The organism is Streptomyces sp. NRRL S-350 (assembly GCF_000719705.1).
Taxonomy (GTDB): domain Bacteria; phylum Actinomycetota; class Actinomycetes; order Streptomycetales; family Streptomycetaceae; genus Kitasatospora.
On sequence record NZ_JOHO01000032.1, the window covers coordinates 16282 to 42227 of the forward strand.

Annotated in this window: 18 protein-coding genes; 12 read left to right on the top strand and 6 right to left on the bottom strand. The window is 72.9% G+C overall.

The window, feature by feature from the left end:
• Positions 1-75: 75 nt before the first annotated feature.
• Positions 76-684 (bottom strand): carbonic anhydrase, encoded by a 609-nt coding sequence (locus IF30_RS0125405; RefSeq protein WP_030242664.1) that lies wholly within the window; start codon positions 682-684, stop codon positions 76-78.
• Positions 685-1075: 391 nt separating this feature from the next.
• Here IF30_RS0125405 and IF30_RS0125410 point away from each other — a divergent pair, with 391 nt between their 5' ends.
• Entirely contained in the window at positions 1076-2392 is a 1317-nt protein-coding gene (locus IF30_RS0125410; RefSeq protein ID WP_030242666.1) for a cryptochrome/photolyase family protein, read from the top strand.
• A gap of 32 nt (positions 2393-2424) precedes the next feature.
• Here IF30_RS0125410 and IF30_RS0125415 read toward each other — a convergent pair whose 3' ends face one another.
• A complete protein-coding gene (locus tag IF30_RS0125415; RefSeq protein WP_030242667.1) occupies positions 2425-3597 on the bottom strand; it encodes a PP2C family protein-serine/threonine phosphatase in 1173 nt (390 codons plus the stop codon).
• Positions 3598-3796: 199 nt separating this feature from the next.
• Here IF30_RS0125415 and IF30_RS0125420 point away from each other — a divergent pair, with 199 nt between their 5' ends.
• Both IF30_RS0125420 and IF30_RS0125425 read left to right on the top strand, forming a co-directional pair.
• Complete coding sequence (locus IF30_RS0125420) at positions 3797-4222, top strand: helix-turn-helix transcriptional regulator (RefSeq protein WP_030242669.1); 426 nt, start codon at positions 3797-3799, stop codon at positions 4220-4222.
• A 5-nt stretch (positions 4223-4227) separates the two neighbouring features.
• Positions 4228-4644, top strand: a complete 417-nt coding sequence (locus IF30_RS0125425) for a VOC family protein (protein WP_030242670.1) — start codon at positions 4228-4230, stop codon at positions 4642-4644.
• A 181-nt stretch (positions 4645-4825) separates the two neighbouring features.
• On the opposite strand, the gene IF30_RS0125430 is transcribed toward IF30_RS0125425, so the two are convergent.
• From IF30_RS0125430 to IF30_RS0125440, 3 genes are all read right to left on the bottom strand, one after another.
• Positions 4826-5200: a peptidoglycan-binding domain-containing protein gene (locus IF30_RS0125430; protein ID WP_030242671.1), complete on the bottom strand. Its 375-nt coding sequence runs from the start codon at positions 5198-5200 to the stop codon at positions 4826-4828.
• Between the two features lie 282 nt (positions 5201-5482).
• Positions 5483-5845, bottom strand: coding sequence for a peptidoglycan-binding domain-containing protein (locus tag IF30_RS0125435; RefSeq protein ID WP_051711117.1), 363 nt, complete (start codon positions 5843-5845; stop codon positions 5483-5485).
• 115 nt (positions 5846-5960) lie between these two features.
• Positions 5961-6320: a peptidoglycan-binding domain-containing protein gene (locus IF30_RS0125440; RefSeq protein WP_051711119.1), complete on the bottom strand. Its 360-nt coding sequence runs from the start codon at positions 6318-6320 to the stop codon at positions 5961-5963.
• A gap of 363 nt (positions 6321-6683) precedes the next feature.
• On the opposite strand from IF30_RS0125440, the gene IF30_RS0125445 reads away from it, so the two are divergent.
• From IF30_RS0125445 to IF30_RS0125480, 8 genes are all read left to right on the top strand, one after another.
• The gene (locus tag IF30_RS0125445; RefSeq protein WP_030242675.1) at positions 6684-7217 is read left to right on the top strand and encodes a cupin domain-containing protein; all 534 of its coding nucleotides are present in this window, start codon (positions 6684-6686) and stop codon (positions 7215-7217) included.
• A 476-nt stretch (positions 7218-7693) separates the two neighbouring features.
• Entirely contained in the window at positions 7694-8122 is a 429-nt protein-coding gene (locus IF30_RS0125450) for a VOC family protein (protein ID WP_030242676.1), read from the top strand.
• 710 nt (positions 8123-8832) lie between these two features.
• A complete protein-coding gene (locus IF30_RS0125455; protein ID WP_030242679.1) occupies positions 8833-9078 on the top strand; it encodes a hypothetical protein in 246 nt (81 codons plus the stop codon).
• A gap of 18 nt (positions 9079-9096) precedes the next feature.
• Complete coding sequence (locus IF30_RS0125460; RefSeq protein WP_030242680.1) at positions 9097-9882, top strand: helix-turn-helix domain-containing protein; 786 nt, start codon at positions 9097-9099, stop codon at positions 9880-9882.
• 79 nt (positions 9883-9961) lie between these two features.
• Positions 9962-10375 carry a hypothetical protein gene (locus tag IF30_RS0125465; RefSeq protein ID WP_030242684.1) on the top strand — a complete coding sequence of 138 codons (414 nt, stop codon included), beginning with the start codon at positions 9962-9964 and terminating at the stop codon, positions 10373-10375.
• Between the two features lie 159 nt (positions 10376-10534).
• Positions 10535-11179, top strand: coding sequence for a hypothetical protein (locus IF30_RS46955; protein WP_030242685.1), 645 nt, complete (start codon positions 10535-10537; stop codon positions 11177-11179).
• Between the two features lie 301 nt (positions 11180-11480).
• Entirely contained in the window at positions 11481-12161 is a 681-nt protein-coding gene (locus IF30_RS42000) for a S1 family peptidase (RefSeq protein ID WP_420791155.1), read from the top strand.
• A gap of 54 nt (positions 12162-12215) precedes the next feature.
• Positions 12216-13226: an aldo/keto reductase gene (locus IF30_RS0125480; RefSeq protein WP_030242687.1), complete on the top strand. Its 1011-nt coding sequence runs from the start codon at positions 12216-12218 to the stop codon at positions 13224-13226.
• 24 nt (positions 13227-13250) lie between these two features.
• Here the strand turns inward: IF30_RS0125480 and IF30_RS0125485 are convergent, their stop codons facing one another.
• On the bottom strand, positions 13251-15041 hold the full coding sequence (locus IF30_RS0125485; RefSeq protein ID WP_030242689.1) for a glycoside hydrolase family 35 protein: 1791 nt from the start codon (positions 15039-15041) through the stop codon (positions 13251-13253).
• A gap of 224 nt (positions 15042-15265) precedes the next feature.
• Between IF30_RS0125485 and IF30_RS50300 the strand changes: the two genes are divergently transcribed.
• The gene (locus IF30_RS50300) at positions 15266-25927 is read left to right on the top strand and encodes a LamG-like jellyroll fold domain-containing protein (protein ID WP_030242691.1); all 10662 of its coding nucleotides are present in this window, start codon (positions 15266-15268) and stop codon (positions 25925-25927) included.
• The last annotated feature ends 19 nt before the right edge of the window (positions 25928-25946 follow it).

Sequence of the window (25946 nt, forward strand, 5' to 3'; positions counted from 1 at the left end):
CCCCCGGCCACGGGCCGTCAGTCCACCGGCCCCCGGCCCCGGGCCGTCAGTCCACCGGCCCCCGGCCCCGGGCCGTCAGTCCACCGGCCCCCGGGCGGCGACCCGGCGCGCCCGGCCGTCGTGCAGCCGGTAGGACAGGCCCACCACGGCCACCTTCCCCTCGGCCACCTTGGCCGCGAGCGCCTGGGACCGCTCCACCAGCAGGTCCACGGTCTGGCGGATGTGCTCGTCCACGATCGCGTCGCGGTCCTCGATGCCCGCCGCCCGCGCGGACAGCACGCTCGGGGTCACCCGCTCCACCACGTCCCGCACGAAACCGCCCGGCAACTGCCCCTGCTCCAGGGAGTCCAGCGCCGCCGCGACCGCACCGCAGGAGTCGTGCCCCAGCACCACCACCAGCGGGCAGTCCAGCACGCTCACCCCGTACTCGATGCTGCCCAGCGCCTCCGCACCGGTGACGTGCCCGGCGGTGCGCACCACGAACAGGTCGCCCAGGCCCTGGTCGAAGATGATCTCGGCGGCCAGGCGGGAGTCCGAACAGCCGAACAGCACCGCGAAGGGCCGCTGCACCGGGGCGAGCGCGGCCCGGCGCCCGGCGTCCTGGTTGGGGTGCTCGGGGCTGCCCGCGACGAACCGGGCGTTGCCCTCCATCAGCACCCGCAGCGCGTGGCCGGGGTCGGTCATCGGGTCGGGTTCGGCGGCCGGCGTGGAAGCGGATATCGGTGTGGAGATCATGCCAGCACCCTAGATCGCCCCCGGCGGCACCCGCAGCCGGGGGCCACCCGGCCGGCCGCCGCGCCGGCGTCGCACCGCACCGCCGCCGCACCGCACCGCACCGCCGCCGCACCGCACCGCCGTCGCACCGCCGTCGCGGAAGCGGCGCGCCACACGCCGGGCGCGCGAAACCCGGCCGTCCTTACCGGGCCGCGCACCGCCGATGTGAAAGGCTGCCAGGTGCTTTCCCGCAGGTGGGGCACCCCGGCGTGCCCGCACCGCCCGAGCCGCCGCACCACTGCCGCACCACTGCCCCCGCCGTACCGCCCGAGCCGCCCCGCCGCACCGTACGAGGCCCCCGATGAGCACCGCCGTCGTCCTGTTCACCCAGGACCTGCGCCTGCACGACAACCCCGCCCTGCACGCCGCCCGCACCGGCGCCGACCAGGTCGTCCCGCTGTTCGTCCTCGACCCCGCCGTCGAGGAGGCCGGCTTCGCCGCGCCCAACCGGCGCGCCTTCCTCGCCGACAGCCTCGCCGACCTCGACCGGGCCCTGCGCGCGGTCGGCTCCCGGCTGGTCCTGCGCCACGGCGACCCCGCCGAGCAGACCGCCCGCCTCGCCGCCGAATGCGGCGCCCACGCCGTCCACACCGCCGCCGGCGTCTCCGCCTTCGCCACCCGCCGCGAGAACGCGCTGCGCCGCGCGCTGGGGGACAGGCTGCACCTGCACGACGGGCTCACCGTCGTCCCCGCCGGCGCCCTCACCCCGGCCGGCCGCGACCACTACGCGGTCTTCACCCCGTACCTGCGCGTCTGGCAGCAGGCCCCGCGCCGCCCCCTGCTGCCCGCCCCGCGCACCCTCACCACCCCCGACACCCTGCGCAGCGACCCGCTGCCCGCCGCCCCCGCCGCCACCTCCCCGGGCCTGCCGCCCGGCGGCGAACGCGCCGCCCGGCGCCGCCTGCGCGCCTGGGACCCCGACGACTACGACCGCCTGCACGACGACCTCGCCGCCGACGCCACCTCCCGCCTCTCGCCCTACCTGCACTTCGGCTGCCTGTCCGCCGCCGAACTCGCCCACCACGGCGCCGACCGCGGCGGGCCCGGCGCCGACGCCCTCGTACGCCAGCTCGCCTGGCGCGACTTCCACCACCAGGTCCTGGCCGCCCGCCCCGACGCCGCCCACGCCGACTACCGGCCCCGCGGCACCCGCTGGCACGACGACGACCAGGAACTGCAGGCCTGGCGCGAAGGCCGCACCGGCTACCCGATCGTCGACGCGGGCATGCGCCAGCTCGCCCACGAAGGCTGGATGCACAACCGCGCCCGCCTGCTCACCGCCTCCTTCCTCACCAAGACCCTGCGCCACGACTGGCGCCCCGGCGCCGCCCACTTCCTCTCCCTGCTCGTCGACGGCGACCTCGCCAACAACCAGCTCAACTGGCAGTGGATCGCCGGCACCGGCAACGACACCCGCCCCAACCGCGTCCTCAACCCCCTGCGCCAGGCGGAGCGCTACGACTCCGACGGCGCCTACGTCCGCCGCTGGCTGCCCGAACTCGCCCACCTCCCCGGCCGCGCCGTCCACCGCCCCTGGACCCTGGACGAACCCCTCGACTACCCGCCGCCCCTGATCGCCCCCGACGCCCTCACCGTCCGCGCGGGCGACACCGGCTGACGGCGAAGACACCGGCCGACCGGGCACCGCCCCTACGAGGCACGGCGCAGGGCCAGGACCGTGACGTCGTCGCGGCTGCGCCCCCCGCTCCAGCGCCGGGCCCCCCGGTCGAGCGCCTCGGGCAGGAACTCGGGCAGGAACTCGGCCCGGGATCCGGCCCGGGATCCGGCCCGGGCGTCGGCGGAAGCGGCGGCGAGCTCCGCCAGGCCGCGCTCGACCGGGTAGAACGCGCCCGAGGCGTCCTGGGCCTCGGTGATGCCGTCGGTGAGCAGCACCAGCACCCCGTCGGCGGGCAGCGCGAACCGCCGTACGGCGCGCGGCCACGGCCCGCCGGTCAGCTCCGCCAGCGACGCCAGGCCCAGCGGCACCCCGGCGGACAGCGCGACGGGCTCCACCCGGCCGTCGGCGTGCAGCAGGTACGGGGCGAGGTGGCCGCAGTTGACGGCCCGCACGTCCTCGCCACCGCGCAGGCCCAGCACCGTCGCGGTGACGAAACGCTCCTGCTCGCCGCTCTGCACCGCGTACGCGTTGTGCCGCTCCACCGCCGCCTCCAGCGCGTCGGCGACGGCGGTCAGCTCCGCCTCGCGGAACGCCGCCTCCCGGAACGCGCTCAGCACCGCGAAACCCGTACCGATCGCGGGCAGGCCCTTGCCCTGGACGTCGCCCACCAGCACCCGGGTGCCGTGCGGGGTCTGCGCGATGTCGTACAGGTCGCCGCCGACCAGGGCGTCCTCCTCCACCGGCCGGTACAGCCCGTCCAGCCGCACCTCCGCCGTCACCACGGGCAGCGGACGCAGCAGCTGACGCTGCAGGGCCACCGCACTCTGGCGCATCCGCGACAGCTGCCGCTCCTGCCGCACCCGCCGCGCACACAGGCCCACCACGCCCGCCTCGGCGCCGACCACCCCCACCAGGGTGCCCACCCGCGCCTCCACGGCCGACGGCGGCCACAGCACCACGCTGACCACCACCACCGCGGCCACCCACACTGAGACCGCCACCGTCTGCGCGACCGTGCCCAGGCCCGCCAGCAGCGCCGGCAGGAACACCAGCAGCAGCACCAGGCGGGCACTCGTCCCACTGGCCCCCTGCGCCAGCAGCACGACAGCGGTGACGGCCAGCACACCCAGCACCACCGCCCGGTTGCCCGGCGGGCGCCGAACGGCGCCCCCGGGCCCGGTGCCGTCGGTCTCCAACCCCGCCACCCTCTCCGCCGCCCGCCTCGCCCGACCGTCCCCCCCAGGGTGGTCGGCCCGGCGGCGCGGACGCCAACGGGCCGCGCCGGACGGGGGAGGCCGCCTGTCACCGCCGGTCGGTACGGTGGCTGGTGTGTCCTCCCCCCAGCCCCGTGAACCCGCCGGACCCCGCACGGCGGGCGAACCCGCCGAGCCGCGTGCCGCCCGCGTGCCCCTGGCCGACCTCGCCCGGCTGCGCCGCGCCCGCGACCGGATGGACCGCGACTACGACCAGCCCCTGGACGTGCCCGCGCTCGCCCGCACCGCCCTGATGTCCCCCGGCCACTTCTCGCGCAGCTTCCGCACCGCCTACGGCGAGACCCCGTACAGCTACCTCATGACCCGCCGGATCGAACGCGCCAAGGCCCTGCTGCGGCGCGGGGACCTCAGCGTCACCGACGTGTGCATGGCGGTCGGCTGTACGTCCCTGGGCTCCTTCAGCACCCGCTTCACCGAACTCGTCGGCGAGAGCCCCAGCGCCTACCGCGCCCGCGACCACCAGGACGGCGCCACGATCCCCGCCTGCATCGCCAAGGTCCGCACCCGCCCGGTGCGCCGTACCGAAGCGAAGGACGGGCCCCCTCCCGTAGCGTGACCGGCATGAGCATCGAACTCGCCCAGTGCTTCATCGCCGTCGACGACCACGACACGGCCCTCGCCTTCTACCGCGACGTCCTCGGCTTCGAAGTACGCAACGACGTCGGCTTCGAGGGCATGCGCTGGGTCACCGTCGGCTCGCCCGACCAGCCCGACGTCGAGATCGTCCTCGAACCCCCGCTGGCCGACCCGCACGCCTCCGAGGACGACCGCCGGGCCGCCGCCGAACTCCTCGCCAAGGGCCTGCTGCGCGGCGTCATCTTCCGCACCGACGACTGCGACGCCACCTTCGAACGCATCCGCGCCGCCGGCGCCGAAGTCCTCCAGGAACCCATGGACCAGCCCTACGGCGTCCGCGACTGCGCCTTCCGCGACCCCTCCGGCAACATGCTCCGCTTCAACCAGCCCCGCACGAAGTAGCCCGCCGGAGCAGCCGCCGGAGCCGGCCGATCACCAACGGGGTGGGCCGGCACCCGGGCGAGGAGTTCGGCGTCGAGAGCCTCCTCGCCGACCGGGCGGGCCGGCCGAGCGGGCGTGCCGGTGCGCCCCGCCCCTCGCAGGGCCCACCGGTCACGGACCTACGGCCGTCGCGCGCCGGGTGTCAGCGGAGCGTGGGCAGGTAGTTGTAGCAACCGTAGGCGTCCTTGGTCGCCTCGATCATGACGTCACCGGTCCTCGGGCCGACGACGCCGTCCGGGTCCAGGCTCGCCCAGCGCTGGACGGCAACGATCGCCCCGGCGGTGTCGGGGCCGAACGCGCCGTCCACGTCGATCGTCTTGTAACCGGTCTGGTAGTGCAGGCTGTTGGAGATCAGCTGCACGCACCTGACACTGTTGTACGTGTTGCTCCTGCCGTAACCGACCCACAGCGAGCCGGAATTGGGCACGGCCTGGGCGACGCCCGTGGCCCCGACCGTGACCATGGCGGCGGTCGCGAACAAGAACGCGCCGCGGCGCTTGATGGAACTGCTGCTCAAAGGAACCCCCAAAATGTTCGGGGCGGGGCACTGCGTGGTGCCCCGCCCCGGCGTTGCTTTCAACCGCCTCGTCACCAGACGTAATTCTGAGCGGTGCTCAAGTAGTCTAGCTTTGCCCAGGTCAGCGGGCCGACCACGTCGTCCGCGGAGGGCTTGGCGCACCCCTGGAACTTCTGGACGGCCCGCAGGGTGGCTGGCGGTGTCGGTGTCGAGCGGTTTCCGTTCAGGCCGCCGCGGCGCCGGCGCGGTGCCCCCGCCCCGGCGCCGCGGCTGACACCTCGGTCAGCAGGCCCAACCGGAGGCGTTGCTCCAGTAGTCGAGCTTCGACCAGGTCAGCGGGCCGACCTCGCCGTCCGGGGAGAGCCCGGTGCACGCCTGGAACTTCTGGACGGCCCGCAGGGTGGCCTGGCCGAACACGCCGTCGCGGTCGAGCCCGTAACCGTCGCTGGGGTTGATCGAGAGGTTCAGCTCGCACTGGAGGGCCTTCACCGCGTCGCCGGTGGCGCCCGCCTTCAGCAGCGGCTCCGAGGTCGAGTACTGGCTGCAGGACGAGTTGGGAGTGGCGGCACTCGCGGTGCCTGCGGTGGCGATGCCGCCGCCGAGAATGAGGCCGGTGACGGCCAGGGCGCCGAGGATCTTGCGCATGGGAATTCCCTTTCCATGGTGGCACGCCGAATCAGGGGCGTACCGTGCGGTGTTCGTGTGATTGCCACCTGAGCGCTGGAACGCGACCGCCCCAGTGCTGCTGCTACCGGCCGGGTCAGCAGGCGTAGTTCGAGCCGCTGCTGTAGTAGTCGAGCTTCGCCCAGGTCAGCGGGCCGACCTCGCCGTCCTTGGAGAGCCCGGCACACCCCTGGAGCGTGTAGACGGCGTTCAGCGTGGCCTGCCCGAACACGCCGTCCTCGGTGAGCGGGTAGAAGCTGGTGCTGATCGAGCGGTTCAGCTCGCACTGCAGGGCCTTCACCGCGTTACCGGTGGCGCCCGCCTTCAGCAGCGGCTCCGACGTGGTGTACCAGCTGCAGGGCTTGCCGGGCTGAGCGGCGCTCGCCGTGCCTGCGGTGGCGATGCCGCCGCCGAGCACGAGGCCGGCGACGGCCATCGCGCCGAGGATCTTGCGCATGGAGTTCCCCCGTTGCTTGTGATGCGCCCGATCCGCAGGCGCACCGCGTGGACTTGGTGCCGAGTGGTTCCGTCCGACTGCTCTCGGAACGACATGAGACTCGCCTGCCGGGGGGCCTGCCGACTATCCGGAAACGGTCCTCGTCGGTGCACGGAATCGGCTAGGACAGTCCGGGCGATCCACGAACGCGTCCACCAGGGCAGCGATCCCGAGGACTTCGTCACCACCGTCAACCGGCCCGACCGGCCGGGCACCGCCGCCCGCCGTGTGCCGCCGGCGGTCGGCGCCACGAGGGGATTGACCCATGAAAACAGGGTCGGATTGCCACCTGATCGTGGGTCTTTCCGGCCATAGGTTGGTGGCATGACGACGACGAAGAACACCCCCGCCGCCCCTGCCTCCGCCGCCTCCGCCTCCGCCGCCCCCGTCCTGGTCCGCCGCGCCGAGGCCGAGACCTGCGCCGACCCGAGCGCCACCATGACCCTGCTCGCCGAGACGGACCCGGCGCAGGGCGGCTTCACCGTGTACCGCTCCGCCTTCGCCGAGGGCGCCGCCGGGGCCCCCTCGCACTTCCACACCCGGGCGTGGGAACTGTTCTTCGTGATCAGCGGCTCGCTGGAGGTGCTGGTCGGCGAGGAGGTCACCGTCCTGGGCGCGGGTGACTTCCTCGCCGTGCCCCCGCACACCCCGCACGCCTTCGCCGCCGCGCCGGGCGCCCAGGCCGACGTGCTGTTCGTGTTCACCCCCGGCATGGACCGCTTCGACTACCTGCGCCTGCTGGGCAGTGTCATGCGCGGGGAGACCGCGCCGGCGGCGATCGCCGCCTCGTCCGAGCGCTTCGACAACCACTACGTCGACAGCCCCGCCTGGCGCGCCGCGCTGGCGAACCGCGCCTGAGCGGCCGGTGCCCCGCTTCCCCGCTTCCCCGCTTCCCCGCTTCCACGCTTCCGCCTCCGCCCCGCGGCCCCCGGCCGCTCGACGGGCCGGGGCGGCCCGGGTGTGGAACGGTGGAAGACCGGGGGTGTCCTGGTTGCCGGTTGCGAAAGGAGTGGCCATGTCGTCGAAGCGTCGCCGCAAGAAGAAGGCCCGGGCCAGGCGCGGAGCCAACCACGGCCGCCGCCCCCAGTGCTGAACGGCCGGGCGGCCGGACAGCCGGGCGGCTGACCTCGCGGCCGCCGGCGCGGAGCCGTCGGCGGCCGCGCCCGTGCCGTGCACCTGCCCCGGGGCCTGTCACGCCCGGCCCCGCAATCCGCTCCCGACCTCAACTCCACTGCGTGCGCGCAGCGGTGCGGCGTGTTTCTGTGCCGCCGTCGCCCTCGTGCCGCCGCGAAAAATCCCGTTCGGCGTGGTGTACCGGTTGGTAGGGTGCGCCGATGTCATCGATCAAGCAGTTCCAGGTCACCTTCGACTGCGCGGAGCCCGAGCGCGTCGCTCGCTTCTGGTGCGAGGTGCTGGGGTACGTCGTACCGCCGCCACCGGCGGGGTTCGCCACGTGGGACGACTACCGGAGCTCCCAGGCCCCCGAGGACCGGGATTCCTGGTTCGCCTGCACCGATCCCACGGGCGTGGGCCCGCGCCTGTACTTCCAGCGCGTCCCCGAAGGCAAGGTCGTCAAGAACCGGGTGCACCTCGACGTGCGGGTCGGCACCGGACTGGTCGGCGAGGAGCGCCTCGCCGCACTCGAAGCCGAATGCGCACGACTGATCCCGCTCGGCGCGGTCCGCGTGCAACTCCTGTACGACGGCACCGACTCGTGCATCGCGATGCAGGACATCGAGGGCAACGAGTTCTGCATCGACTGAGGGAGTCGCCGAACCGTCGGGGTGGGCAGCGCGCGCGGTGGCGGGGCGCCCCCACGCGCTGCCTCCTGCGGCGGCAGGGACCACGGGTCGCGGTTCCCGGCGCAGGGCGGTCGCCGGGCGCTGGTCGTCGCAGGCCCCACCGCTGGACGCAGCGGAACACCTTCTGCCGCACCCGCACCCGCACCCGCACCCGCGCCTGCCCCCGTGCCCGCCGACCTCCCGCGCAAGCGCGCGGCGCCGGACGCCCGGTGCCGGTTGTCGAAGGCCGTTGTCGAATGCAGAGAGACCGCCTCGGGCCGCTGGGGCCGGGCGGTCTCTGCTGTTTCGGACGGGCCCATGCGCCAACACGGCCCGCTGCCGATGTTCCCGAGATGTTGGAGTGAACAGCGCCCCCCGGGTTCCGGACCCGCAGGTCCGGGTGACGCCGCTTCATCGTCACATCCGGCCAGGACGGCTCACAAGGGGATGCTGCACAAAGGCGCATCAAAATCCGGTTTCGGTCCGCTGAACTGTGCCTTTCTGGTAGGGCGTTCACAAGATTGCGGGCGGGGGCCGGGACCGTGGCGCATCAATCTGCGCGATGTTCACCGAACCGATTGGGAATCACCCGTATGCCTGACAGAGTGTGCTTCCAACGGACACCCAGCGCGACGCCAACCGCGCAAGTGCCCGTCAGTTGGAGTGGACAGTGATATAGGAGGGTTCCCTTGATGGCGAGGAAACGGAACAGGCGCGCCCGCATCCGCTGCGCGGCCGGCGCCCCGAAGTCCGCGCGTCCGCACCTGCCCTGGCCGCCCGCGGCCGCCGACGAGACGGCCGTGGTCGTCGTCGTGGTCGTCGTGACGGTCGCCCTGGCGGCCGTGCTGGTGGCGGCGGGCATGTCGGCCGGGGTGGCGCTCGAACTGGCCGGTGGCGGCTGGCTGTTGGCCGCCAGACTGCGACGGGAGCGGGCCTAGGGAGAGCGCCTGCCTGCGATGGGACGCCGAGAGAAGCCGATCGAGGCGGCCGAGCCGGCACTGGGCCGGCTGGCCGCACTCCTGCGCGAGCAGCGTGAACGGGCCGGGCTGACCTACCGTCAGCTCGCCGCCCGGACCAACTACCACGCCACCACCCTGCAGCGGGCCGCCAGCGGCCGGTCCGTGCCGAGCTGGAAGGTCGTCGAGGCCGTCACCCGCGAATGCGGCGGCGACCTCAAGACGGCCCGGCGCAAGTGGGCCCAGGCCAACTACTGGGCCCACGTGCCCCGCCCCTCCGGGTCCAGGCGGCTGCGGGCGCCCCGGCGGGTCGACCCCGAGCAGGTCGACTCCTTCGCCGACCTGCGCCGGGCGATGCACGAGATGCGCCGCAAGGCCGACTGGCCCTCCCTGAAGGAACTGGACCGCCGGGCCCGCGACCGGGGCAGACGCCTGCCCTCCAGCACCCTGGCCCTGGTCCTCAAGGGCGAGGCGCCGCTGCACAAGCCCGTGTTCCTCGCCTACATGGAGGTCTGCGGGGTCAGGGAGGTCCGCCGCGCCCTGTGGGCGGCGGCCTGGGAGCGGACGAACAACGCCCGCACCCCGCTGCCGGTCAACTCCCGTACGCACCACAGCGAGTTCGCCCGGGCCATGCAGTCCTCCAGCGCCGGCACCTCGACGGAGATCCTCTTCCGGCTGTGGGTGACCCTGCGCAACGGCCTCGCCGCCGAACGGGCCGAGGAACCCGGCCACCGTGCCGCGGCGGGCCGCGAAGGCACCGACGACAACCCGCCGGTGCTCGTGTGACCGGGCCCGCGGACGGGGCGCGCCACCCGCGCCCCGTCCGCGGACCAGCACCCGCCCGCGCCATCTCGGGGACACGACCATGCCGACACCACCACGACGCCACCCGGCCGCCCCCGGGCCCACCCTCGGCCTGTGGGCGCTGCACGACCTCCACCTGCGCCACTACCTGGACTACGCCGCACTGCTCCTGCCGCCCGCCGACGCGCCCCGGGCCGTCCACGACGCCTTCGAGGAGCTCAGCGGCCACTGGCTCGACGCCCTGGCCACCACCAGCCCGGCGGCCTGCGCCTGGCAGGCGGTGCGCCGCCGCGTCCGCACCCTGGCCGGCCCGGGACCCTTCGGCCCGGTCGCCCACCTCACCGCCGCGCAACAGGACGTCCTGCTGCTGCACCTGGTCCTCGACCTGTCCGCGGCGCAGGTCGCCGCCCTCATCGGCACCGAACCGGCCGCCGTCCACGTCCAGCTCCGCTCCCTGGCCGCCGCCCGGCGCTGAACCGGACGGCGGACGGCGGCCGGCGGACAGCGGACGGCGTGGCAGGTGCGCGGGCCGGTGCGGCGCGCGGCGCGCGTTGAGCCCGGCGGCGGGCTGCGGCCGTTGACGTGGACGGTGCGCCGCCCGCCGGAGGGGGCGCTCGGGTGCCAGGAGGCAGACATGCTCAGGTTTCACGGCGCGTGGCGGATCACGGTGGTCGGGCGCAGCGCCGACTTCGACCAGCGGGCGGTCGTACGCGGCCCGTACGGCAGCCGGGTGCTGCCCGGCCGGGTCGGGGCCGTGCTGGAGGTGGACGAGGAGAGCTGGACGCTGTCCCTGGAGCACCACCTGTGGGGGCGCAGCTGGCAGCCGAACCTGCGGACCACCCCCGGGCCGGTCACCGAACGCGACGGGGTGCGCAGCCAGTTGCTCACCAGCAACGACTGCCACTGGCCGGGCAAGCCGCTGGACTACGTGAACTTCGTCCTGCGCCTGGACCAGGTCCTCGCCCCGGCCGCCGGGCGGGCCGGGGTGCGCGCCGCCGTACGGGCCGGCGTGTCGGCCGGCGTGCCGGCCGCTGTGTCGGTCGCTGTGCCCGTGCGTGCCGTCCGGGCGGACGAGGCGCCGGTCGGCGTGCCCGTCCAGACCGTCCCCACCTCGTCCTCCGAGCAGCCCGGTGTGCCCGCGCACCCCGCGAAGCCCGCCGCGCATCCCGCGCTTCCCGCGCATCCCGCGCATCCCGCGCACCCCGGGCACACCGTGCCGGCGTCCCGGCCGGGGCAGGGCGGGGGCAGCGCGGCCCGGCCGGTGCGTCCCGCCCGGTAGCCCGCCGGCGGGGGCGGGGGATATCCCCAGGTCGCGGCGGCCTGGTGGCCGGGTGGCCCGGCGGGCCGCCCCCGGGTTGGCTGGAGGTCTCCCGACCACCGAGGCGAAAGGCCGTCACCAGTGCAGTTCCGCAAGTCCGTCCACACGTCCACCGACCGCAGGACCTCCCGCCGTGCCGTGCGGGCCGGCCGGGTCGCTGCCGTCGCCGCGCTGGCCGCCGCCCTGGGCGCCACCGCCATGAGCGGCAGCGCCTCGGCCGGCCATCGTCAACGGCCGTGCAGCCACGGAGAGTTACCCCTTCATGGCCACCGTCCCGCTGACCTCCGACCAGTTGGCCGACGGCAGCTGCGGCGCCTCCCTGATCGACCCCCAGTGGGTGCTGACCGCCGCCCACTGCGTCGTGTGGCGCCCCGACACCCACCTGCAGCTGAAGGGCACCGTGCGCGTCGGCAGCGCGCACCGCGACAGCGGCGGGACGGTGCGCAACGTCTCGCGCGTCGTGGTCCACCCCGGCTTCGCCTTCGGCGAGGGCGCCCCCAACGTCGACGACCTCGCCCTGATCCGCCTGGACCGCCCGGTCGCCCAGCAGCCCGTGCGCATCGCCGAGCACGCCGGCCCGGCCGGCACGCCGACCAGGCTGCTCGGCTTCGGCACCGTCGTCGACACCACCGACTACGACAAGATGGTCTTCCCCGGCCGCCTCCGGGAACTGCCCACCCGCATCGGCGCCCAGGACGACTGCGCGCCCGGCTGGGCCGGCCCCACCCGCCTGTGCACGCTCAGCCAGGTGCCCCAGGCCATGGCCTGCTTCGGCGACTCCGGCGGCCCGCAGGTCCAGCGCGGGCGCGGCGGGCGGTGGGAGCTGATCGGCACCACCTCCGGCCCAGGCGCCCCGGCGGACTCCTGCGCCTCCGGCCCGGGCCTGTACAGCGACGTGCCCGCCTACGCGCCCTGGATCCGGGCCACGCTCGCGGGCCGGTGACGGCGTCCGGTTAAAGTCCCAGGTGAGCACCGTCGCGCCCGAGGAGACCACGCCATGCCGACCGACCACGCCGCCGCAGCCCCCGGGGCTCCCGCAGCCGCCCGCCCGGAGCCGGCGCGGCTGGGGCTGGGCACCGCCGCCGTCGGCCGACCCGGCTACATCACCCTCGGGCGCGACGCGGACCTGCCCGCCGAGCGCACCGTCGAGGCGCTGCGCGAGCGCACCCACGCCCTCCTCGACGCCGCGTACGCCGCCGGCGTGCGCTACCTCGACACCGCCCGCTCCTACGGCCGCGCCGAGGAGTTCCTCGCCCAGTGGCTGGCCGAACACCCCCACGCCGCGGCCGAGGTGACGGTCGGCAGCAAGTGGGGCTACACCTACACCGCCGGCTGGCGGGCCACCGGCGTCGACACGCACGAGGTCAAGGAACACTCGACGCAGGTGTTCGACCGGCAGGTCCGCGAGAGCCGCGCCCTGCTCGGCGACCGCCTGGACGTCTACCTGGTGCACTCCGTCGTCCCCGGCAGCCCCGCCCTGACCGACCCCGCCCTGCACGAGCGCCTGGCCGCCCTCGCCGCCGAGGGCGTACGGGTGGGCCTGTCCACCAGCGGCCCCGCCCAGGCCGCCACCATCCGCGAGGCCCTGGCCGTCACCGTGGACGGACGCCCGCTGTTCACAGCCGTCCAGGCCACCTGGAACCTGCTGGAGACCTCCGCCGCCCCCGCCCTCGCCGAAGCCCACGCGGCCGGCCTGCTCGTCGTCGTCAAGGAGGCCATGGCCAACGGCCGCCTGGCCGGCCGCAACGCCACCGGCCCCGACACCGCCGCCCTGCGCACCCTCGCCGACCGCACCGCCACCGCCCCCGACGCGCTCGCCCTCGCCGCGGCCGCCGCCCAGCCCTGGGCCGACGTCGTCCTGTCCGGCGCCGCCACCCTCGACCAGCTCGCCTCCAACCTGACGGCCGCCGAGGTGGCGCTGCCCCCCGAGGACCTGGCCGCACTGGCCGCGATGGCCGAACCCGCCGAGGCCTACTGGCGCACGCGCACCTCCCTGCCCTGGGCCTGACCCGACCGGGCGCCGCCCCCGCCGTCAGTACTCGGAGCTGGGCGCGGCCGTGGTCGGTCCCAGGTCCGGCTCGTCGCGCAACTCCACCGCCTCGCCGTGGAGTTCGAGTTCCAGCACGATGATCTCGTTGTCCCCCTCCCGCCACAGCGGCGCGGGGGCGTAGAGGGTGCGCTGGGGGCCGTCGGCGCGGTAGCGGCCCAGCAGGAAGCCGTTGAGCCACAGCAGGCCGCGCCCCCAGCCGGGCAGGGCCACGAACCCGTCGGCGGGGGAGTGGAGTTCGGCGCTGAAGCGGTGGAACACCGGCTCCCCGTCCCGGGCGTGGGCGCCGAGGGTGAAGCGCAGCGCGGACAGGTCCGCCAGCGGCAGCGGCCGGGCCTGCCAGCCGAACAGCCCCTGGCCGCCGTGCGAGACGCCGCGGGTGATGCCCTTGCGGTCGTCCATGTTCGGGCCGTAGTTCACCCGCCCCAGCGCCTCGACCAGGATGTCCAGCGTCACCCCGTCGGCGTCGGTGGCCAGCGCCAGCGTCGCGCCGGGGGAGTTGCGGTCCAGCACCCCCAGCGGGCGCCCGTCCGCGAACACCTGCGCCCGGTCGGCCAACCCGTCGATGCGCAGCGGCAGTTCGGGGCGCGGCCCGGGCACGCGGGTGCGGTAGTGGACCAGGCCGCGGTCCTGCCCGAGGCGCTCCATCGGCAGCGGCGCGGCGTGCTGCTGCGGCTGCGACAGCGCCTCCAGGCTCTCCAGCAGCGGCGCGCGGCCGTTCGCGTGCTCCAGGCGCTGCGGTGCCAACCTCGGCAGCGGGGCGGGCAGTTCGCCCTCCGGCAGGTCCAGGTGGCGGCCGATGACGGCACGCAGGGCGTGGAACTTGTCGGTCAGCTCGCCGGCCTCGCCGATCGGCGCGTCGTAGTCGTAGCTGGTGACGGTCGGCTCGTACCCGGCGTCCAGCGGGTGGGCCCCGGAGTGGTTGGCCCCCGCCCACAGGCCGAAGTTGGTGCCGCCGTGCGCCATGTAGAGGCTGACGGAGGCGCCCGCGGCCAGCAGCTCGTCCAGCGCGGCGGCGCTCTCCTCGGCGTCGCGCACGTGGTGGGGCAGGCCCCACTGGTCGAACCAGCCGATCCAGAACTCCATGGCGGTCAACGGCCCTTCGGGCTGGTGGCGGCGCAGCACCGCCAGGCGCTCGGGGGCGCGCGAGCCGAAGGTCACGGTGGCCAGGTGACCGGGCAGGGCGCCGCCCTGCTGCATGGTGTCGTGGGCGCCGTCGGTGGTGAACAGCAGGCAGTCCACCCCGCGCCGCTCCAGCCCGTCACGCAGGTGGCGCAGGTAGGCGGCGTCGTCGCCGTAGCTGCCGTACTCGTTCTCCACCTGCACCGCCACCACCGGGCCGCCCCGGCTCGCCAGCAGCGGCAGCAGCTCGGGCACCAGCGCGTCGAACCAGCCGTCCACCTCGGCCAGGTACGCCGGGTCCGCGCAGCGCAGCCGCAGCCCGTCCACCGCCAGCAGCCGGGCGGGCAGCCCGCCGAACTCCCACTCCGCGCAGATGTACGGCCCCGGCCGCAGGATGACGTCCAGCCCCAGCTCCCCGGCCAGCCGCACGAACCGCCCCACGTCCCGCCAGCCGGTGAAGTCCACCTTCCCGCCGGGCAGTTCGTGGAAGTTCCACGGCACGTAGGTGTCCACCGTGTTCACCCCCAGCGCCCGCACCCGCCGCAGCCGGTCCTCCCACAGCCCGGGATGGATCCGGAAGTAGTGCACCGCCCCCGCCACCACCCGGTGCGGCACCCCGTCCCGCACGAACCCGTCCGCGTCGTACCCCAGCATGCGCACACCCGCCCTTCCACAGGAGGCCCCGATCTTCCGTCCGAGCCTAGCGGGGGCGCGGAATCGTCACTCTTCGCTTTCGGTTCCCACCTGTTCGTGTTTTTCCTTATTTCAAAAGTGATCTCCCACACAGTGGGCTATTTGTCTCTTTATCTGTCTACTGACGGTCGGATATATCTACTGCCGTTTCATTTGCCTTCACATGAACGTCTGGTGGGTTCCGAGTGCTACGCCGTCCCCTGGCAGTCCTGCTGGCCATGACCATGGTCACCCTCGGAACAGCCGGAGGGTCGGCCGCCGCCGAGACCCTGCTGCGCCGGGCCGCCGACACCGCACCCGCCGACCCCGGTCCCCGCCCCAAGCAGCCGCAGGGAACCGCCGACGGGCGCGGTCACGCCGCCACCACCGCCGCAACCAGCGCGAACGACGGCTCCGGACATCCCGGCGCGGCCCCCGCCCCCGGCGAGTTGCCCGAGGACAAGCCCGCCGTGCCCGCCCAGAACGTCTCGCTGCCCCAGACCGCCAAGCTGCCCCACGCCGAGGCCAAGGTCACCGACAAACCCGTCGCCAAGCCCGGCGGCAAGGTCGACCCGGCCAAGAGCTTCGATCCGGCCAAGAGCAAGGAACTCCCCGAAAAGCGCACCGCGCAGCAACGGACCTTCCAGAACACCGACGGGACCTTCACCACCCGCAGCTACCCCGAGCCGGTCAACTTCCGCCGCGCCGACGGATCCTGGGCCGCCATCGACACCACCCTGATCCCCACCGGCACCGCCACCGCAGGCCGCGCGGCCCCCGTCCAGAACGGCTGGACCACCACCACCGCCGAGCAGCAGCTCAAGCTCGGCCTCACCGCCGACGCCGACCCGCTGGTCCAGCTCCAGCTCGCCGAGGGCATGTCCGCCGGCTACAGCCTTCAGGGCGCCGCCCCGGTCCAGGGCACCGTGCAGGGCAGCACCATCACCTACACCGACGCCCGCCCCAAGGCCGACGTGACGATCCTCGCCGGGAACTCCTCCTTCAAGGAGAACCTGGTCCTCAAGGACGCCACCGCACCCACCGAATGGGTCTTCCCGCTGCGCCTGCAGGGCGTCACCGCCTCCCTCGACGCCGACGGCTCCGTCCACTTCACCGATGCCGCCGGCACCGTGCGCGGGCGCATGCCCGCCGGCTGGATGCAGGACTCCGCCTTCACGCCCAACACCGAGGAAGGCGTGATCACCGGCGGTGTCACCTACGAGCTCGTCCAGCCGCCCGCCGGCGGCCAGGCGCTGAAGGTCAAGCTCGACGAGGCCTGGCTGCACGCCCCCGAGCGCGTCTACCCGGTCAAGGTCGACCCGCAGGTATCGTCCGTCCGGGCCGTGGAGACCACCTACGCATACTCCGGCCACGAGCAGGACTTCTCCGGCGACACCGTGCTCAAGGTCGGCACCAACAACGGCGGCAAGAATCAGGCCACCTCGTTCGTCAAGTTCACCGGCATCGAGGACTCTCTCAGCGGCGCCACCATCCTCGGCGCCCGCCTGGGCCTGTACAACGGCTGGTCCTACAGCTGCACCCCGCGCACCGTCACCATCCACCAGGTCACCTCCTGGTGGTCGCCCGGCGGAGTACGCGCCTCGTCCGCGCCCTCCACCGGCCCCGCCCTGGCCGCCCCCTCCTTCGCCCACGGTTGGCGGCCCAGCGCCTCCAGTGCCTGGGCCTGCCCAGAGGCCTGGGAGTCGATCGACCTCGGCGCCGACGGCCGCAACCTGGTCAACTCCTGGACCCACCACTGGACCGCGAACTACGGCCTGGCCATCAAGACCGACGCCTGGGACAACTACTCCTGGAAGCAGTTCGGCAGCGCCAACATGTCCGGCGGCCAGCCGTACCTGGACGTCACCTGGTCCCCCTACGGCGCCGACTACGAACTCTGGGGCGTGCAGCAGCCGGTGACCGCCACCCAGGAGGGCATCGTCCGCCTGCGCGTGTGGAACCGCGGCATGGAGACCTGGACGCCCACCAACAACTACAAGATGTCGTACCTCCTGTACGACCAGTGGAACAACAACATCACCGACTACGGCACCAACATCGCCTGGACGTCCATGCCCTACGACGTCCCCCCGGGCGGCAGCGCCGTGGTCGACGCGCACATCCGCTCCCTCCCACAGGGCTCGTACACGGTCGGCTTCACTATGGACCAGTACCAGGTCAGCAACTTCTGGGTCGACGCCTACGTACCTCCGATCACCATCCAGATCCCCTCCGTCAACGTCCCCCCGTACATCACCGGCCTCGCCCCGCCCTCCGGCGCGGTCGTCTACCAGCTCCAGCCCACGATCACCGCCGAGGGCACCGACCCCGACCACGCGCCGTCCCCCGAACTGGACTACAAGTTCCGGGTCTGCCGGGTCGTCGGCGGCGACGCCCAGGTGGACTGCAAGGAAACCGAGGGGTCCCAGCGCCAGCCCCGCTTCGTCATCCCGCCCGGCTGGCTGACCTGGAACGAGCAGTACGCCTGGTACGCCAAGACCGGGGACGGCCAGGCGGAGAGCGACTGGACCGCTCCCTCCTACATCCGCACCGTCCTGCCCCAGCCCAACCAGTACACCGCCTCCGCCGACGTCGGACGCAGCGTCAACACCGCGGTCGGCAACTACACCACCGCCGCCACCGACGCGGCCCTGCCCGTCGTCGGCCCCGAGCTGTCCGTCACCCGCAGCTACAACTCCCTCGACCCGCGCACCGACGGCGCGTTCGGTGCCGGCTGGTCCACCCCCTGGGACATGCGCATCCAGGTCGAGTCCAGCAACTGGCTCGCCCTGCCCGGCAACGTCCTGCTCACCGCCGCCAACGGCTCACGCGCCCGCTTCGGCTGGGACCCGGCCAAGGGCACGTACGTGCCCGGCAGCGGCATGGCCGCCGACTTGCGCAAGACCGACGACGGCGGCTGGACGCTCACTGACCGCGCGGGCACGGTTCACACCTTCGGCGCCGACGGCAGACTCACCCGCATCACCGACCTCGCCGGCCACAGCCAGGACCTCGTCTACGCCTCCGGCCACCCCGTCCAGGTCAAGGACGCCACCTCCGGCCGCTACCTGACCCTCAACTGGACCGGCAACCACGTCACCTCCGTGACCGCCGCCGCCTCCCCCGCCACCTGGTCCTACCAGTACGACGGCGACCGCCTCACCAAGGTCTGCCCGCCCGGCGCCGACCCCCAGGCGGCCACCGGCTGCACCACCTACGACTACGGCACGGGCTCGCGCTACCGCACCGCCGTCCGCGACGCCGGACCCGCCGGCTACTGGCGCCTCGGCCAGGGCGACGGCAGCTCCCTGACCAATGACGCCCAGGTCAGCGACCGCGCCCCGGCCGGGGCCAGGGACGTCACCCCGGGCGCCGACGGCGCACTCGGCGCCAGCGGCAACCAGGCCCTCACCTTCAACGGCCGTTCCACCAGCTACGTCGAGCTGCCCAACCGGGCCATCAGCTCGTCCGTCAACCGCAGCGTCGAACTGTGGTTCCGCACCGCCGCGCCCGGCGTCATCCTCACCTACCAGAACCGCGCCATGGGCGAGGACCCGTACAACATCGTTCCCGCCCTGTACGTCGGATCCGACAACAAGCTGCGCGGCAAGTTCAACAGCCCCGGCACCCCCGTCACCAGCACCCGCGACGTCACCGACAACGCCTGGCACCACGTCGTCCTGGCCGGCGCCCGCGACAACACCGCGATGTTCCTCGACGGCGAGCTGGCCGGCACCACCCCCGGCGACATCGACCACCTCAACATGGACCGCGCCTACCTCGGCGGCGGCTACACCGGCAACTGGCCCGGCGGCAACGGCGGCTGGTCCTGGTTCACCGGCCAGATCGACGAAGCCGCGACCTACGACTACCCGCTCACCGAGCAGACCGTCGCCGAGCACTACGCCCTGCGCACCGGCAGCGCCCAGCTCACCAGGACCACCCTGCCCACCGGCCGCACCAGCGCCCAGGTCACCTACGACGCCACCACCGAACGCGTCACCAAGGTCACCGACGCCGCCGGCGGCGACTGGAAGATCTCCGAACCCACCTACAGCGGCGGCTCCTTCCTCTACAGCAACGCCGTCAAGGCCTCCAACCCGGCCGGCTACTGGCGCCTGGGCGAACGCGACGGCGCCACCGCCGCCAGCGAGGTCGGCAACGGCCTGGCCGGAACCTACGGCGACGGCGTCACCAAGAAAGCCCCCGGCGTCTTCGCCCCCACCGACGACACCGCCGCCCGCTTCGACGGCTCCGCCGACTCCCGGATCGAGATCCCACAGGACGTCCTGCACGCCAAGACCGACCTCGCCGTCGAACTCTGGTTCAACACCACCACCCCCGGCGTGCTCATCGGCGACCAGAGCCGCACCATCGACGACCCCGACGGCGTCGGCGGCAGCTGGACCCCCGTCATGTACGTCGGCACCGACGGCAAGCTGCGCGGCCGCTTCTGCTGCGCAGCCCCCGAAGGCGCCGTCTCCCCGAACCCCGTCACCGACGGCGCCTGGCACCACGCCGTACTGTCCGTGCAAGGCACGACCCAGACCCTCTACCTCGACGGGCAGGTCCTCGGCACCCACACCGGCGCGATCGACCACCAGCAGAACACCCACACCTACATCGGCGCCGGTTCCGCCCGCTTCTGGCCGGCCGCTCCGGGCGACATCAGCCACTTCAACGGCGCCATCGACGAAGTCGCCCTCTACCAGCACCCGCTGAGCGACAGCGACGTCGTCGCCCACTACCGCGCCCGCAGCGCCCAGGTCGCAGGCCAGGGCACCGGTTACCGAGGCTCCGTCGTCGCCGATTCGCCCGGCGCCTACTGGCGGATGGACGAGACCGCAGGCTCCACCGCCGCCAGCGAGGTCGCCGCGATCAAGGGCAACGGCACCTACGCCCCCGCCGCCAAGCCCGGCACCACCGGCGTGTTCGGCCCCGGCGACGGCCACGCCGCCCAGTTCAACGGCACCGACAGCTCGTACGTCGAGGTGCCCGCCCAGATCCTGCGCAGCCAGACCGACCTCGCCGCCGAACTCTGGTTCCGCACCGGGACGGAGGGCGTCCTCCTGGACCAGCGCAACGACACCAGCGGCAACACGGTGCTCGACCTGTACGTCGGCTCCGACGGCAAGCTGCGCGGCATGTTCTTCGGTGCCGACAACGGCCCGATCACCACGGCCGGCACCGTCACCGACGGCTCCTGGCACCACGTCGTGATCAGCGCGGCCCAGGGCACCCAGTCGCTCTACCTGGACGGCACCCTGGTGGGCACCCTCTCCGGTACCGTCAACCACCTCGACATGGACCGCGTCATCATCGGTGGCGGCTATGTCGGCAACTGGCCCGGCGGCAACGGCGGATGGTCCTGGCTGAACGGCCAGATCGATGAGGTCGCCTTCTACCAGCACCCGCTCAGCGCCGACCGCGTCGCCGCCCACTACCAGGCGCGCTCCTCCTCCTCGGCCACCGAACTCGCCGCCCGCGTCACCCTCACCGACCCGGCCGGCAACACCAGCACCGACATCCACGACGCCACCCGCGGCGACCGCCTCATCTCCCGCACCGACGAAGCCGGCAACACCACCAGCTACACCTACGACACCGGCGGCTTCGTCCACACCGTCACCGACCCCAACGGCCACTCCACCGTCAGCGGCCAGGACGCCCGCGGCAACACCGTCTCCCTGACCACCTGCCGCGACGTCAACTCCTGCTGGACCTCCTACACCAGCTACCACTACGACCCGGCCAACCCGCGCGACCCGCGCAACGACAAGCCCACCGAGACCCGCGACGCCCGCTCCGCCGGGCCCGGCGACCCCACCTACCGCACCACCGTCGCCTACACCGCCCTCGGCCTGCCCGAATCCACCACCCGCCCCGACGGCCGCACCACCCGCACCAGCTACACCACCGGCACCGAACCCGCCTACGGCGGCGGCACCACCCCCGCCGGGCTGCTCGCCAGCGAGACCACCGCCGCCGGGGCCGTCACCACCTACGCCTACTACTCCACCGGTGACCTGGCCCGCACCACCGCCCCCAGCGGACTCACCCTCACCTACGGCTACGACACCGCCGGCCGCAAGACCTGGACCACCGAGACCTCCGACGCCCAGCCCACCGGAGTCACCACCACCTACGAGTACGACCAACTGGGCCGCCAGACCGCCCAGACCGGCCCCAAGGTCACCGACGCCGTCACCGGCGACACCCACCAGACCAAGACCACCGCCACCTTCGACGCCGACGGCCGCCCCACCGGCGCCACCACCACCGACATCGCCGGCCTCGACGGCACCCGCACCACCGCCAGCAGCTACGACAGCGCCGGCCGCCTGGAGAGCGACACCGACGCGATGGGCGGCGTCACCCGCTACGGCTACGACACGCTCAGCCGTCTCACCACAGTCACCGACCCCCTCGGCCAGGTCACCACCCACACCTACACCCCGCGCAGCCAGCCCGCGACCACCGTCGTCAAGGGCTGGAACGGCGACGGCAAGGGCACCCGCGACCTCACCGTCGAATCCCGCGCCTACGACCCCGCCGGCCGCCTCGCCTCCCTCACCGACGCCATGGGCGCCGTCACCAGCTACACCTACTTCGACGACGGCCTGCCCGCCACCGTCACCGCCCAGGACGTCACCCAGGCCGACGGCAGCACCCGCTCCATCATCCTGGAAACCGACGAATACGACGGCGCCGGCCACCTCGTCAAGCAGACCACCGGCGGCGGACGCACCACCACCGTGCGCACCGTCGACCCCTCCGGACGCGTCACCCAGACCGTCCTCGACCCGGCCGGCCTGGGCTGTACCACCACCGTCGGCTACGACGCCGACGACCACGTCACCACCAGCACCCTCAAGGTCAGCGACACCGAGAACAGCGTCCAGACCAGCACCTACGACACCGCCGGCCGCCTCACCCGAAGCCAGCTCGCCTCCTCCACCGGCGGCCCCACCGCCGTCAGCACCTTCAGCTACGACCAGCGCGGCCTGCTCACCGCCGCCACCTCCCCGAACGGCAACGCCCCCGGCGCCGACCCGGCCGCCTCCACCACCACCTACCAGTACGACGTCCTCGGACGCCGCACCACCACGACCGCCCCGGCCGTCGCCGCCGAAAGCGGCGGAGCAGCCGCCACCACCGTCCGCCCGACCACCACCACCGGCTACAACGCCTTCGGCGAAGCCACCAGAGAGAAGGACCCGCTCGGCAACACCACTGTCAAGCAGGTCGACAGCCTCGGCCGCACCACCCAGGTCACCCTGCCCACGTACTACCAGCCGGGCAGCACCTCCCCGCTCACCCCCATCACCACCTTCGAGTACGACAAACTCTCCCGGGTCACCGCGACCACCGACGGACTGAAGCGCAAGACCACCTACGCCTACGACCGCCTGAGCCACCAGATCCAGCGCGTCGACCCCAACACCAACGGTGGCCTCGGAGCCCAGACGCCGGTCTACGACACCGCACCCACCTGGACCTCGACCTGGACGCCCAACGGCCTCCAGCTCTCCACCACCGACCCGCTCGGCGCCCGCACCGAAGCCACCTACGACCAACTCGGCCGCACCCTCACCGCGACCACCGTCGAACGCCGTCCCACCCCCCAGAACCTGACCACCAAGTTCACCTGGGATGACGCCGGCAACCGCACCTCCGTCAGCACCCCGTCCGGCAGCACCAGCAGTGCCACCTTCAACCCCGCCGGCGAAGTCATCACCAGCACCGACCCCGTCGGACGCGTCAGCAAGGCCGAGTATGACGGCCTCGGCCGCACCGTGCGCGCCACCGCCCCCCTCGGCGAATCCGTGCGCACCCGCTACGACGCCCTCGGCAACCCCGCCGCCACCGACAACCTCGACCCGGCCGGCACCGTGCTGCGCACCGCGACTGCCACCTACGACCTGGAAGGACGGGTCCTCACCACCACCAGCCCGGCCACCGGCGCCGTCACCAGCACCGCCTACGACGTGCTGGGCCGCCCGGTGAAGCTCACCGAGCCCGTGGCCGCCGGCCAGAACATCACCACTACCCTCGGCTACGACGCCGCCGGCAACCGCACCCGCCTGACCGACGGCCGGGGCAACACCACCGTCTACACCTTCAACACCTGGGGCCTGCCGGAGTCCACCGTCGAGCCGGCCACCACCGCCCACCCGGCCGCTGCCGACCGCACCTGGACCACCAGCTACGACCTGGGCGGCCAGGCGTGGAAGCTCACCGAGCCGGGCGGGGTCACCCGCCAGCGCAGCTACGACCCGGCCGGGCGCCTGGTGCACGAGACCGGCATCAGCGCCGAGACCGACACCGCCGCCCGGGAGCTGGCCTACGATCCGGCCGGCCACCTCATCCGCAACAACTCCGACGCCCTGAGCGCCCAGAACTACGCCTACAACGACCGCGGTCTGCTGATCTCGGCCGGCACCGACCTGACGGCGGCCACCCAGACGTGGGAATACGACGCCGACGGTCGCGTCACCAAGCGCCAGGACAAGGACACGGACTTGACGGTCTTCGGCTACAAGGCCGACGGCCAGCTCGACTGGGCCAACAACCCCAAGCTCAAGACCAAGAACTGGTACGGCTACGACGGTGACGGCCGCCTCAGCAAGCAGTGGTACATCCAGGCCGACCCGGCCGACACGACCAAGGACCAGGTGAAGTCCGAGCGGCGCCTGAGCTATGACCCGCTCGGCCGCCTGGCCGGTGATCAGCTGGTGGCCGTCGGCGGCCCCGGCACCCCGCTCGCCGGCACCGCCTACGAGTACGACCTCGACAACCACCTCACCCGTAAGACCGTCAGCGGCGCCGCCACCGACCCCGTCAACGACAACCGTTACGGCTACGACCTGGCCGGCCGCCTCAGCTCCTGGACCGCAGACGGCACCACCACCGCCTATGCGTGGGACGCCGCCGGCAACCGCACCACTAACGGCACCGCCACCGCCACCTACGACGAGCGCAATCGCCTGCAGTCGGACGGCACCAGCACCTACCGCTACACCGCGCGCGGCACCCTGGCCGCCGTCACCACCGGAGCCAAGCAGGACACCCTCACCTATGACGCCTTCGGCCGCCTGATCACCGAGGGCACCACTACGTACACCTACGACGGACTCGACCGCGTCACCAGTCGCAACGCCGCCCGCTTCACCTACGACGGCGGCTCCAACAACCTCACCAACGACGGCACCTGGACCTACGCCCGCGACACCGCCGGCAACCTGCTGGGCGCCGCCAATGCCACCACCAGCGTGCGCCTGCGCACCGACCAGCACACCGACGTCACCGCAACCCTCGACCCCAACGGCACCACCGTCACCGGCGCCACCACCTACGACCCCTTCGGCAAGCCCACCGCCACCAGCGGCACCGGCACCGGCCTCGGCTACCAGAGCGGCTGGACCGACCCCACCAGCGGCGACGTCAACATGGCCGCCCGCTGGTACCGCCCCGGCACCGGCGGCTTCACCAGCCGCGACTCCTACCTCCTGAGCCCCAACCCCTCCGCCCAGGCCAACCGCTACACCTACGGCAACGCCAGCCCGCTCAACGGCACCGACCCCTCGGGGCACTGCTTCTGGGACGCCTGCGTGGCCGAGGGGGCGCTCCTTTGGGGGGTCGGGGCCGCCGTAGTCTGCTACTTCTCCTGCCAGCAGATGGCCAAGGCAGGAGGACAGGTCGTCGACAACACGATCAGCGGCGCCAAGAACACGTACAACTGGGCCCACGACCAGTTCACCAGCTCGGGCAGCAGCTCCGCAGCTTCGTCGACTGCCGCCTCCAGGCCCTGGGTCAACGACCTCGCGCTGGAAAAGGCGGACGTGCACGCCCGCGCCGCCGAGATTGCGGCTGCCGCAGCTGCGGCAGCTGCGGCAGCCGCCGCAGCCACGACCGACACCACGGCAGCGGGCGACGACACCTGTTGGTCGAACTGTGGCGGAACCTTCCGCCCGGCGAAGCTCCACCGCCCCACGACCACGATCAAGCGGCCGGTGGACATCCCGACCCCCAAGCCGCTCTGGGACCCGCGGAAGACCGACATCGAACGCCCCCCGCCGAAGCCCGACTGGGAGCCGCCGAATCCCAGCGACATCCTTAAGATCATCTCCGCCGTCTACCATGCCGCCGACCTGCTCAACCAGCTCACCACCAACCAGAACACCACCCCCGACCAGGACACCGACACTCACTCGGCTTCGGGTGCGGACCCCGGGAACGACCAGGGCGAGGACAAGAGCTGTCGCGAAGGCGGCGAGGGCTGGGTCCGGTACGGTACCCGTGATATTGCAAATGGGAACCGGGCGACCCAGATGAATGCCTGCCTCGACAGGGCGTGGCTCGATTCTCGCGAGGGTTCGTCGACGACCAGGGAAATCCGGCCGCCTGGATATGAATGGGCCCGCAAGTATGCTGCCTACCTTGGCAATGCTCCGAACCTGGGTCAATGGATAAACAACTGTCATCTACTCGGCAAGAATCTCAGCGGATCCGGCGTTGATCTGGACAATCTGGCGACGTGCTCGCGAGCGGCGAATGCGGATCCCATCGATCCCAGGGACCGCAAGATCGTTCCGAACATGAAGGATCTGGAGACGCAGGTCCATGACGCGATCATGAAGGGCGGTCAGGTCGTCCGCTATACTGTGACGCCTCATTATGAGGATAATCGGACAGTTCCATATGAATTCCAGATAACAGCTATCGGGCAGTATGCGGATGGCACGCGTGGCCTGAACATCGACAAGGCCGTCCCGAACGAAATATTCAGCAATCGTTCGGGTGTCACATTCAACCTCGGCCGAGTGACCAGTAACGGGCAGCCGGTTCCCATTGGGCCGACGCCATAGTGAAAAGGGAGTGAATCGT

Coding starts and splice junctions, on each gene's coding strand:
- IF30_RS0125435 (WP_051711117.1), bottom strand. CDS start 5,845: ATGCGCAAGATCCTCGGCGCCCTGGCCGTCACCGGCCTCATTCTCGGC.
- IF30_RS0125485 (WP_030242689.1), bottom strand. CDS start 15,041: ATGCTGGGGTACGACGCGGACGGGTTCGTGCGGGACGGGGTGCCGCAC.
- IF30_RS0125465 (WP_030242684.1), top strand. CDS start 9,962: ATGCCGACACCACCACGACGCCACCCGGCCGCCCCCGGGCCCACCCTC.
- IF30_RS0125410 (WP_030242666.1), top strand. CDS start 1,076: ATGAGCACCGCCGTCGTCCTGTTCACCCAGGACCTGCGCCTGCACGAC.
- IF30_RS0125455 (WP_030242679.1), top strand. CDS start 8,833: ATGGCGAGGAAACGGAACAGGCGCGCCCGCATCCGCTGCGCGGCCGGC.
- IF30_RS0125445 (WP_030242675.1), top strand. CDS start 6,684: ATGACGACGACGAAGAACACCCCCGCCGCCCCTGCCTCCGCCGCCTCC.
- IF30_RS0125425 (WP_030242670.1), top strand. CDS start 4,228: ATGAGCATCGAACTCGCCCAGTGCTTCATCGCCGTCGACGACCACGAC.
- IF30_RS0125405 (WP_030242664.1), bottom strand. CDS start 684: ATGACCGACCCCGGCCACGCGCTGCGGGTGCTGATGGAGGGCAACGCC.
- IF30_RS0125450 (WP_030242676.1), top strand. CDS start 7,694: ATGTCATCGATCAAGCAGTTCCAGGTCACCTTCGACTGCGCGGAGCCC.
- IF30_RS0125440 (WP_051711119.1), bottom strand. CDS start 6,320: ATGCGCAAGATCCTCGGCGCGATGGCCGTCGCCGGCCTCGTGCTCGGC.
- IF30_RS42000 (WP_420791155.1), top strand. CDS start 11,481: ATGGCCACCGTCCCGCTGACCTCCGACCAGTTGGCCGACGGCAGCTGC.
- IF30_RS0125460 (WP_030242680.1), top strand. CDS start 9,097: ATGGGACGCCGAGAGAAGCCGATCGAGGCGGCCGAGCCGGCACTGGGC.
- IF30_RS0125480 (WP_030242687.1), top strand. CDS start 12,216: ATGCCGACCGACCACGCCGCCGCAGCCCCCGGGGCTCCCGCAGCCGCC.
- IF30_RS46955 (WP_030242685.1), top strand. CDS start 10,535: ATGCTCAGGTTTCACGGCGCGTGGCGGATCACGGTGGTCGGGCGCAGC.